Annotated in this window: 8 protein-coding genes; 1 reads left to right on the forward strand and 7 read right to left on the reverse strand. The window is 60.5% G+C overall.

What is annotated here, in order from left to right; genetic code table 11:
* Nucleotides 1-29: 29 nt before the first annotated feature.
* Nucleotides 30-1,361 (forward strand): MFS transporter, encoded by a 1,332-nt coding sequence (locus ACK9YZ_RS24665; protein WP_216759242.1) that lies wholly within the window; start codon nucleotides 30-32, stop codon nucleotides 1,359-1,361.
* Nucleotides 1,362-1,439: 78 nt separating this feature from the next.
* On the opposite strand, the gene ACK9YZ_RS24670 is transcribed toward ACK9YZ_RS24665, so the two are convergent.
* The 7 genes from ACK9YZ_RS24670 to ACK9YZ_RS24700 form a co-directional block, all read right to left on the reverse strand.
* Nucleotides 1,440-1,907, reverse strand: a complete 468-nt coding sequence (locus tag ACK9YZ_RS24670) for a cyclic nucleotide-binding domain-containing protein (protein WP_183725830.1) — start codon at nucleotides 1,905-1,907, stop codon at nucleotides 1,440-1,442.
* 96 nt (nucleotides 1,908-2,003) lie between these two features.
* Nucleotides 2,004-4,718: an ABC transporter transmembrane domain-containing protein gene (locus ACK9YZ_RS24675; protein WP_216759241.1), complete on the reverse strand. Its 2,715-nt coding sequence runs from the start codon at nucleotides 4,716-4,718 to the stop codon at nucleotides 2,004-2,006.
* Between the two features lie 195 nt (nucleotides 4,719-4,913).
* Nucleotides 4,914-6,047 (reverse strand): glycosyltransferase family protein, encoded by a 1,134-nt coding sequence (locus tag ACK9YZ_RS24680; protein ID WP_416068419.1) that lies wholly within the window; start codon nucleotides 6,045-6,047, stop codon nucleotides 4,914-4,916.
* Complete coding sequence (locus ACK9YZ_RS24685) at nucleotides 6,044-7,291, reverse strand: glycosyltransferase family 4 protein (protein WP_416067950.1); 1,248 nt, start codon at nucleotides 7,289-7,291, stop codon at nucleotides 6,044-6,046. Before ACK9YZ_RS24685 ends, ACK9YZ_RS24680 begins: the two co-directional genes overlap by 4 nt.
* An 11-nt stretch (nucleotides 7,292-7,302) precedes the next feature.
* A complete protein-coding gene (locus ACK9YZ_RS24690; protein WP_416067951.1) occupies nucleotides 7,303-8,511 on the reverse strand; it encodes a glycosyltransferase family protein in 1,209 nt (402 codons plus the stop codon).
* 95 nt (nucleotides 8,512-8,606) lie between these two features.
* Entirely contained in the window at nucleotides 8,607-9,782 is a 1,176-nt protein-coding gene (locus tag ACK9YZ_RS24695; RefSeq protein WP_216759237.1) for an ABC transporter permease, read from the reverse strand.
* On the reverse strand, nucleotides 9,782-10,780 hold the full coding sequence (locus tag ACK9YZ_RS24700) for an ABC transporter permease (RefSeq protein WP_216759236.1): 999 nt from the start codon (nucleotides 10,778-10,780) through the stop codon (nucleotides 9,782-9,784). Before ACK9YZ_RS24700 ends, ACK9YZ_RS24695 begins: the two co-directional genes overlap by 1 nt.
* Between the last annotated feature and the right edge of the window lie 2 nt (nucleotides 10,781-10,782).

Raw genomic sequence — 10,782 nt, forward strand, 5'->3', positions numbered from 1 at the left:
AAGCACCTTGAACGAGGGAGGCGTTTCATATGGCTACTGCCACACATTTAGGACCATCATCTTCATCGCTGGAACGGGATGCGCGGCGCATTCACGATGACAAGCCGGTTTCGCCCGGCAGCATCGCGGTCGGCGTGGTGATCGGTCGCATGTCTGAGTTTTTTGATTTCTTCGTTTACGGCCTTGCTTCCGTACTCGTCTTTCCACAACTTGTCTTTCCCTTTGCGCCGGACCGGCTGACGGGCACGCTCTATTCCTTTGCTATCTTCTCGCTCGCCTTCCTTGCCCGCCCTGTCGGCTCGGTCGTTTTCATGACGATCGATCGTCTGTACGGGCGCGGCACGAAGCTCACTATCGCACTCTTCCTGCTCGGTGGTTCGACAGCATCAATCGCCTTCCTGCCGGGTTATGACGAGATCGGCTACTGGTCGATTGCGCTGCTGGCCCTCTTTCGCCTTGGCCAGGGCTTTGCCCTTGGCGGCGCATGGGATGGCCTTGCCTCGCTGCTTGCTCTCAATGCGCCGCCGAATCACCGCGGCTGGTATGCGATGATCCCGCAGCTCGGCGCACCGATCGGCTTTGCGCTGGCGAGCATCCTGTTCGGTTACTTCGTCGCCAATCTTTCCCCGGAAGACTTCCTCTCATGGGGCTGGCGTTATCCGTTCTTCGTCGCCTTTGCAATCAACGTCGTCGCCCTCTTTGCCCGTCTTCGGCTTGTCATGACCAAGGATTTCGGCACGCTCTTGGAGCAACATGAGCTTGAAGCAGCCCCAATCCTCGAGGTGCTGCGCATCCACGGCCGCGATATCCTGATCGGCGCCTTCGTGCCGCTTGCAAGCTTTGCCATGTTCCACCTCGTCACCATCTTTCCGCTCGGCTGGATGAACCTTTACGGCAACCAGCCGATCGGCGCCTTCATGGTGGTGCAGGTCATCGGCGCCATGGTCGGCATCGTTGCCATCATTGCCTCTGGCATGATCGCCGACCGCATCGGCCGGCGTAAGCAACTTGCGATCTGCGCCGTGCTGATTGCGATCTTCAGTTTCGTTGGCCCGTTCCTGATTGGCGCCGGCAACAGCGGTCATGACGCTTTCGTCATCATCGGCTTCGGCGTGCTCGGGCTTTCCTTCGGGCAGGCAACCGGCTCGATCTCGTCGCGTTTTGGCCGCGGCTACCGCTACACCGGTGCGGCCTTCACCTCCGACCTTGCCTGGCTGGTCGGCGCCGGCTTCGCACCGCTGGTGGCGCTCAGCCTGTCGAGCCAGTTCGGCCTGACCTTCGTCGGCTACTACCTGCTCTCAGGAGCGATCTGCACGCTGGCGGCTCTCGCCTTCAGCAGGGCGCTGGAACAGCGCGAGTAGCGCGCATAGAGGCATAACAAAAAGGCCCGCCTGGAAAACCCGGCGGGCCTTTTTATTTGGGGATCTTATTTTCGAGCTTTACTGCGCCATCTGCGGCTGCTTGGCAGCCCGCGCGGCGGTCAATTCAGCGGTCGTATGGTTGAGACGGTCGGCGAGCACGCGCATGATCTCCACGGCCATCTCCGGGAAATCGCTCAGAAGCTTGAGGAAATGTTCCTTGCTGATGCGCAGGACTTCGAGTGGTGAGGTGGCGCGCACGGTCGCGGTACGCGAGACGTCGCAGAGAATGGCGATTTCGCCGACGATGGAATTGACCTCGACATCGGCGACCTTGATCTCACCGGCAGGCGAGGAAACGATGATGTCGGCCGTGCCTGACAGAACGACATAGGCAGCGTCGCCGACATCACCCTGGCGGAACAGGTTCTGGCCGGCGTGGTAGGTCATGCGATCGGAGGTGAAGGCCAAGAGCTTGAGTTTCGCTGGTGCGATCCTCGAGAAGATCGGCACCCGCCGCAGCATTTCGACTTCATCTCTCAACAGCATGAGCGTTACAACCCCCTGCCGCATGGTCCTTGATCATGCGCTAAAAACCAATTCCAAGCGCCTTGCGGGCGCCGTCTCTGCCGCCCCAATAGAATATTACGATAACAGTTCCTTGAACATCCCGTTTTTCTCGGAAAGTTCCGGATAGTTGCCCGCCTCGGCAAGACCGCCGCGATCGAAGAGCAGAATTCGATCGAAGATTTCCGCAAGCTTGGCGTTTGACAGCACCCAGATGATCGCCGGGCGCTTGCCTTCCTCATGCAGGCCTTCGATGACGTTGTGGATGATCTGGTCCTGGATGCGCTGGTCAAGCGCCGGGATCGGCCGGTTGAAGATGAAGTAGTCGGAGCGCTTGAGCAGGGCGCGGGCGAGATTGAGCTTCTGCCGCTGCACCCCCGTCAGGCGCTTGCCGCCAGAACCCACATCGAATTCCAGCCCGATCGACAATACGTCGTCGTAGAGATCGAGTGCATCGAAAAGTTCACCCATGATGAGGCGGATGCGGTCGGAGGCGTCGGCCTGCTGATAGGCGATGCGGCCGAAGAGCACATTGTCCATCAAGCTCGCGGAGGCCGTAAAGCGGTTTATATCATAACGCTCGATCAGCTCGGCGAGATCGTCGGGGATGTTCTGGTGGAACTGCTTGCGGGCGTCGACGATCTTGTCCATCAGCGCCTGGGTCAAAAGACCGAAGCGATGCCGAGGTTCGATATAGGCGAAGCTCAGGCGGATGATGCTTGCCCGGTCTTCCGGTGTTGCATCCTCGAAGCGCTTGCCCTGCAGCTTCTGCAGCAGCGCCTGGTAGGTCGGAATGTCATCCGCAGTCATGAAGGTGAGCTGCTGGAAGAAAGGGTGGTCCGGCGGCAGGTCGTGGAAGAGTTCCACCGCGTTTTCGGCGATTTCCAGACCCATCGCATAGAGGTCGGTGCTCAGTCCGGTATCGCGGAAGAGCTGCTGGAAATAGGGATGGCCGGCAAGCCGGCGGTTGTTCATCAGCGGCCGTTTCATCGTGCCGAAGAGCAGGTTTTCGCCGACGGTCGCCTGTGTGTTGTAAGCGTCGAAATCGAAGGGCACGACGATGGCGTCGAGGTTTTCCTGGGCGAGCCGCTCGCGCAGTGACCTCCGAAGTTCGACGATATGGCTACCGAGCGCAGTATGAACCTCGGTATTGACGGTGGAGCGCAATGCCAGATCCAGAATGTCCTGCGACATCATGACGGCGTCGAGCACGGGCCGGATCGCCTTCAGCAGGTCTTCAGGTCCGTTCGCGCCGGCTGCCTTGTAATCAACCCAGTCGCTGTTGAGATCGAGCGTCGGGTTGCCGGCCTTCTGCGATTCCGCGACATGCCACTTATATTCTTGCGCGGCCTTGCCGTCATATTCGGGTTCCTTCATCGGCGCATGCTTGAGGCCGTAGAGCAGATTGTCGCGCAGCGTGCCGTGGAAGAAATAGCTGTCGGCGGCTGCATAGGAGATGCGCCGGCCGGTGATCGATTCCGGCAGATCCAGCAGGTCCTGCCCGTCGATCGTAATGCGGCCGGAATCAGGCCAGACGAGCCGGCCAAGCGCTTCGGCGAAGGCTTCCGCGCCGCTGCCGTTCGGCCCGACGATCGCAACCGTCTCGTTTGGTTTGATCTCAACCGAGACATGGTCGACGAGGCGTGCGCCGCTGTCGTCGCTGACGGAGAGGTTTGTGACGACGAAGGAACTCGTCAGCGGTGTCACCGGTGTCGTGGCCAGCTCCTGGATGCGGCTTTCGATCAGCGGCTCGACATTGAACTGCTCGTAGACCTGCGCATATTTGACCTGCACGTCCTGGCGCATCTGGTCCCAGTCGATCAGTTCCTTCAGCGGGCCGGGAAGGTCCTTGTAGGCGGAAATGACGGCGACGAGCTGACCGATGTCGAGTCGGCCCTGCAGCGCCAGATAACCGCCGATCGCATAGAACAGGAAGGGCGTGACCTGGGCGAGGAAGTTGTTGATGAACTTGACTAAAAACTTCCACTGATAAAGGTCGTAGCGGATCGAGAAGATGCGGCCGAGGCGGGTGGCGATATCGGCGCGCTCGAAGTTGGAGGTATCGTTGCCGTGGATCGTGCCGATGCCGTCGACGATCTCGCCGACACGGCCTGAAAGTTCGCGCGCGGTCAGCTGGCGCTGACGGCCGAGTTCCAAGAGACGCTTGCGCATGCGGGGAATGACGATGGCCTGCACGCCGACGATGGCAGCCGCGATCATGCCAAGCCAGAAATTCTGGATGATGATGAAGGCAAGGGCGGTGATCGCCTGACCGCCGAGCAGGGCGGGTGAGACGAAGGCGTCGCCTGTGAAGCCACCCATCGGCTCCACCTCATCCTTGATCATGGTGGCGATTTCGGCGGATTTCACCCGCTTGAAATGGGCGGGCGGGAAACGCAGCACGCGATCGATGAGTTCGAAGCGGATGCGGCGCAACATGCGCTCACCGAGCCGGCCTTTGTAGGTGTTGATGTAGAACTTGAAGAGGCCGTTCAGCACGACGAGCGCCAGGAAGACGAGGCTCAGTGCCATCAGCATCTGGAAGCGGTTGAGCTCCAGGCCCTTGAAGATTTCGACATGCCCGATCAGTGGGATGTCGTAGGCGATGTGCATGAAGGTCTGTCTTGCGCCCGGCCCTTCGAAGCCGTCACCCTGAATAGGTCCATTGACGATCTGCTTCGGCAGATCGAAGGACAGGAAGTAAGGCACCATGGAGGCTGCGACGACCAGCAGAATCCAGAGCTGCTGCAGCCGCGTATTCTTCCAGATGTAGCGCGCGAGGCTTTTTTCCATGGCTAACCGTCAGACTGTGGGGGAAAGTCCGCACCGTGATCCTGATGCTGAAGAAAGGGGAATCTCCGAATACAGGACCATGCAGTCAGACCGCCGATATCGCAACGAAAACAAGGCGGAGCGGACTGATGTCGAAACGCCGATTCTCGCCGGAAATTTTCTTATATCACATGAATTTTAGAATAGGCGAGGGTTTCAGCCGATCATTGAACGAATGATGGCTGCACTTTTTACGGCACCATCGAGATCGAGTGAAACGGCCGGACGCGGCGGGGCGACAAGTGCCCGTTCGACCGCAGCCTTGACGTCGTCGAGCGTCAGCCCCTGCTCCGGCAGGATTTCGGCAAGGCCTAACGCCTGCAATCGTTCGGCGCGCACGGTCTGTTCCGTCTCACCCGCCGCCACGAAGGGGATGAGGATCGAGCGGCATTGGGTGCGCAGGAGATCGCCCACCGTATTGTAGCCGGCCTGCGAGATCGAGATTTTCGCACCGCTCAGCAGCGAGGGGAAATCCTTGCGGAACCGTACCAGCGTGACATTGGCGGGGGCATCTTCCGACAATGCGGAAAAGTCGGCTGCGGGAAGGTTGGGGCCGGTAATCAGCAGCCAGCTGATATCGGCAGGCAGGAGTGCGGCCGCATCGCGGGCGGCGCGGATCAGTTCCAGCCCGACGGCGCCGCCGCCCGCCGAAGCGATGATGTCGAATGTCTCGGACGGTTCCGGTGCCGGCGGTGGAGCGACGAGACCGGTATAGCGCAGCCGGTCGGCGATCTCGGCTGTCAGCGGAAAAGTATCTTCCAGACGCACAAAGTCCGGATCGCCGTGAATGAGCACGGCGTCGAAATGGTCCTTGACCAGTTTGACGGTTTCCTCGTCGCGGCCGGGCTTGCGATTTTCCTGCAGGATGTCGCGCACTGAGCTTAAGAGCTTCGGCCGCGGGTTGGCCTTTCCGATCGCATCGAGCAGGGGCAGAAGTTCGAAGCGCATCTGTCGGCGGCCGAAGGGAAAGGCCTCGATAATGACGACTTCGGGCTTCGCTTCCTCAAAGGCTTTCAGAAGCAGGTCGCGGCGTCTGGACAGAAATTCTTCGCCTGCCGCCTGTCCATCGGCATCGGCAAGGCCGGAAAAGCCGATATTGCTGGCGACGACCGGCGGCAGTTCGATGGTCTTCACACCGTCGCCCGGAAAGCCCGGCACAGGCAGGCCGCCGGTGACGACGGTGACTTCGAAGCCGTCCTTTACCAACGCATTGGCGATGCGGCTGGCGCGCGCAATATGACCGATGCCGAGCAGATGCTGGACATAAAAGAAGATGCGGGGAGCCGTCATGACGCTTTCTGCCATTCTGCCTCGAACAGGCCGCTCAGCTGACGGATGCTGGAATGGTAGTCGAAATGGTCTCGCACGCGTTCCTCCGCCGCATCGCCCAGCCGTTTGCGCATATCGGGATTGCGGATCGCCGTCTCGAGCGCCTTTGCAAGGGCTGCCGGATCCTCCGGCGGCACGACCAGACCGTTCTCGCCGTCGCTTAGCAGTTCCGGTACGCCGGAGACATTGGTGGAGAGACAGACGAGCCGCTGGCTGGAAGCCTCGACCAGTACATTCGGCAGGCCGTCGCGGTCGCCATTGGCCGCGATGCGGCAGGCGAGCGCGAAGAGGTCGGCGCGGCGATAGTGATCGAGCACGTCTTCCTGCGCCAGCGCGCCCTTCCAGGTGATGCGCTCGGCAAGGCCGAGTTCAGCGGCAAGCTTTTTTAGCTTGGAAAGCTCCTCGCCGCCGCCGATATGGTCCATGCGCCAGTTGATGTCCTCAGGCAGCAGGGCAAGCGCGCGCAGCAGCACGTCGTAGCCCTTCTTTTCCACCGCGCGGCCGACGCTGAGGATGAAGACGGGGTCGGCGGGATCGCTGCCGTTGCGGTTCGAGCGCTCACCCGCGAAATGGCCGAAGCGGGCGAGGTCGAGCCCGTGATAGCTCAGATGGACCGCATCCTCGCGCCTCGTCAGCGCCTTCATATGCTCGTAGCCGCTGCGGGTGCAGGTGACGGCCCAGCGGGCACTTCCGAGCTTCTGGCCGAGGTCCCAGTCGGGTGAGGTCCAGATATCCTTGGCATGGGCCGAGCAGGTCCAGGGCGTGCCGGTCAGAATGCTCGCATATTCCGTCACGGAAGCCGGTGTATGGATAAAATGAGCATGCAGCCACTCGCCGTTGTCAGGCCATTCGCGTGCCAGGACCAACGCCTGGCCGAGCCGGCGGAAGCGATTGCGGGAGATGTCGCGCGGCAGATCGGCAAAGAAACGCTTCATCAGCGCGCCGAAGCCAGGTTTCGAAAAGCCGGCAAGAAGACCCTTCAGCACGCGGATCGGCTCTTCATGCAAATATTCCGGAAGATAGACGACGCGCGCCTTGATCTCGTCATGGACGGGATGACGCTTCTTGTCGGTCGGCCGGCGCATGGAAATCAGCGTCAGGTCGAAGCCGGCCTTTTCGAGACCGAGCAATTCCTGGGCGATGAAGGTTTCCGAAAGGCGGGGGTAGCCTTTCAGCACGACGAGAATCTTGCGGCGTGGCGACAAAGGATGGCTCTTTATTCTGCGCCGACGAGGGAAAGATGGCGTCCTCGGCTGTCCAGCCACATGCCGACCGTGCGGGAAATATGATCCAGCCCTTCGAGGTGCATATTGCAGCCGCTCTTTGATGGCGGCAGCCGTGAGGGCAGGCGCTTCAGCGTTTCGGCCATGATCGCCGGGTCAGCAGATTGCTCGGGCAGCAGCATATCGATGAGGCCGAGTTCGCTGGCGCGGCGGGCGCGCAAAAGCTGCTCCTCGCGCGGGGCGACGCGTGGGACGATGAGCGCCGGCTTGTCGAAGGAAAGGATCTCGCAATAGGTGTTGTAGCCACCCATAGCGACGACGGCAGTGGCACCGTCGATCAATTCCTCCATGTGATTGTCGAACTCGATCACCTCGATATAGGGGATCTTCTCCCCTTTTTTGACCAGCTTTGCACGTTCGGCCGCCGGCATATAGGGACCAAGTACGATAAGCGCCTTCTGCGTCAGCGTCTCGTCGGCCTCATAGGCATTCATCACGTCGTGAACGAGATCGGAGCCGTCACCGCCGCCGCCTGTCGTCACCAGGATATAGTCGTCCTTGCGAGCATTCAGCGAGTTCTTGCCTTTGGAGACGCTACGCTGCAGGAAGCCGACGAAATCCATCTTGCGGCGAACGCCGGCAGGCACGTCGAGGCCGACAAGCGGATCGTAGAAGTCCGGCGGCCCGTAGACCCAGATGCTGTCGTAATACTGGTCGATCTTCTGCATGACGCTGTTTCTCTTCCACTCGGCTTCGAGCAGATGCGGCGCGTCCATGATCTCGCGCAGACCGAGCACCAGAGTGGTGCCGCGCGCTTTCAGATAGGCAAGTGTTTCCTCGATCTCACCCTTCAGGCCCATCGGCTCCTTGTCGACGATGAAGATATCGGGCTCGAAGGTTTCGGCGGTGTGACGAATGCTCGACTCGCGCATCTTCAGCGTATCCTGAAGATCGATGTGGCTGGCGAGCGACGTATATTCACCGTTGCGAAGCTTGATGACGCTCGGGATCTTCACGAAGTCGACGCGGGCACGATAATCGAAGGCGCCGGCAATCGTCGCGCCCGAGATGATCAAGATGTTCAGGCCGCGATAATCCTCGACGAGGGCATGGGCGATCGTGCGACAACGGCGCAAGTGGCCGAGGCCGAATGTATCGTGGCTGTACATGAGGATGCGCGCATCTTCGAGGCGTCTGGCCATGTGTGTGCCCTCTGAGGTGGACGACATACTTCTACCACCCCCGCAAATCGGAGGCCACGAGGCGGCGGACGCGAAGCAGCCCGTCGAACTCGACGCTATTTGTAGGGATCTGCCGCATCACGCAAGCCATCTCCCAGAAAATTGAACGCCAAAATCACTAGCACAACCGGAACGATTGGGAACAGCAGCCATGGATAGAAGGCGATGACGCTTACGCTCTTGGCCTCCGTCAGCAGGATGCCCCAGCTGGTAATGGGCGGCCGCAGGCCGAGGCCGAGGAAGGAGAGTGCCGTCTCACCGAGGATCATACCCGGAATGGAAATGGTGGCGGATGCGATGAGATGCGACATGAAGCCGGGCACGAGATGCCGGCCGATGACACGCGGCGTGCTGGCACCCATGAGCTGGGCTGCCTGGACATAATCTTCCTCGCGCAGCGCCAGAAGCTTGGAGCGCACGGCGCGGGCAAGGCCCGTCCAGTCGATGATGCCAAGAATGACGGTGATGCCGAAATAGATGACGATCGGGCTCCATGTCACCGGCATGATGGCGGCGAGCGCCATCCAGAGCGGCAACGAAGGCAGGGATTGCAGCACTTCGATCAGGCGCTGGACGATGAGGTCGAAGATACCGCCCCAGTAGCCTGCAAGGCCGCCGATCACGATACCGAGCACGAAACTGATGGAAATACCGATCAGCCCGATGGTGAGCGAGATGCGCGCGCCATAAAGGATGCGTGAAAGCACGTCACGGCCAAGACGGTCGGTGCCGAGTAGGAACATCTGACCGCCGATTGCCGGGCAGACGAGATGAAAGTCGGAAGCGACAAGGCCCCAGAGCTTGTAGTCATCGCCACGGCAGAAGAAGCGGATCGGCTGGATGTCGTTCTGGTTGTCGGTATAGAGACGGTGCAGCGTATCGATATCGAGCGTCATCTTCCGGCCATAGACGAAGGGGCCGACGAAATTGCCCTCGCTGTCGAAAAGACGGACGCGCTGCGGCGGCGAATGGATGAAATCGACGTTGCGGGTATGCAGCCCGTAAGGCGCCAGGAACTCGACGATCAGGATCATCAGGTAGACGGCGGCGAGGAAAATGCCGGATGCAAGTGCCAGCCTGTGGCGCTTGAACTTCCACCACATGAGCTGCTTTTGCGAGGCGAGGTGGATACGAGACTGCGCGGATGTCATCGTCTCCGTTGCGATCGGGTCGAACGGGGCGGTCGAAACATAGTGCGGCAGCGGCGCACCGGGAGCGGGTAGGGGCGACATTATTTGGTGCTCCTGCCTTGCAGACGGATGCGGGGATCGAGGAAACCGAGCGCGATATCGGAAATCAGCACACCGATGACGTTGAGGAAGGCGAGGAACATCAGGAACGAGCCGGCAAGATACATATCCTGGCTCTGCAGTGCCTTGATCAGCATCGGCCCCGTGGTCTCCAGCGACAGAACGATGGCGACGATTTCGGCGCCCGAAATGATCGACGGCAGGATCGAGCCGATATCGGCGACGAAGAAGTTGAGCGCCATACGCAGCGGATATTTGACCAGCGCGCGCACCGGATGCAGCCCTTTGGCGCGTGCCGTCGTCACATATTGCTTCTGCATCTCGTCGAGCAGGTTGGCGCGCAGGCGGCGGATCATGCCGGCGGTCCCCGCCGTGCCGACGATGATGACCGGGATCCAGAGATGGGCGAGGATGGACCGCGCCTTAGCCCAGCTCATCGGCTCGTTCAGATATTGCTGGTCCATTAGATGGCCGATGGAAAGTCCGAACCAGACATTGGCGAAATACATCAGGATCAGCGCCAGCATGAAGTTCGGGATGGCGATGCCGAGCAGGCCGAGGAAGGTCAGGCCGTAATCGCCCCAGCTGTACTGATGGGTTGCCGAATAGATGCCGATCGGGAAGGCAATCAGCCAGGTGAGAAGGATGGTCGAGAAGGAGACGAGGATCGTCAGCCACAATCGGTCGCCCACGACGTCGGAAACCGGCAGCTGATATTCGAAGGAATAGCCGAAATCTCCGTGCAGCATGCCGCCGACCCAGAAGAAGTAGCGCATGATCTCCGGCTGGTCGAAGCCGTATTGATGGCGCAGCTCCTCGATTTCCTGCAGGTTGGCGGTTTCGCCCTGGGCGCGCAGTTCGGCGATCTGGCTTTCGAAGAAGTCGCCGGGCGGCAATTCGATGATGACGAAGACCAGCGCCGATATCACGAGCAGGGTCGGCACCATGGCGGCGATACGCCAGAGGATATAGCGGATCATCG

The organism is Rhizobium sp. ZK1 (assembly GCF_047782645.1).
In the GTDB taxonomy this organism is placed as follows: domain Bacteria; phylum Pseudomonadota; class Alphaproteobacteria; order Rhizobiales; family Rhizobiaceae; genus Rhizobium.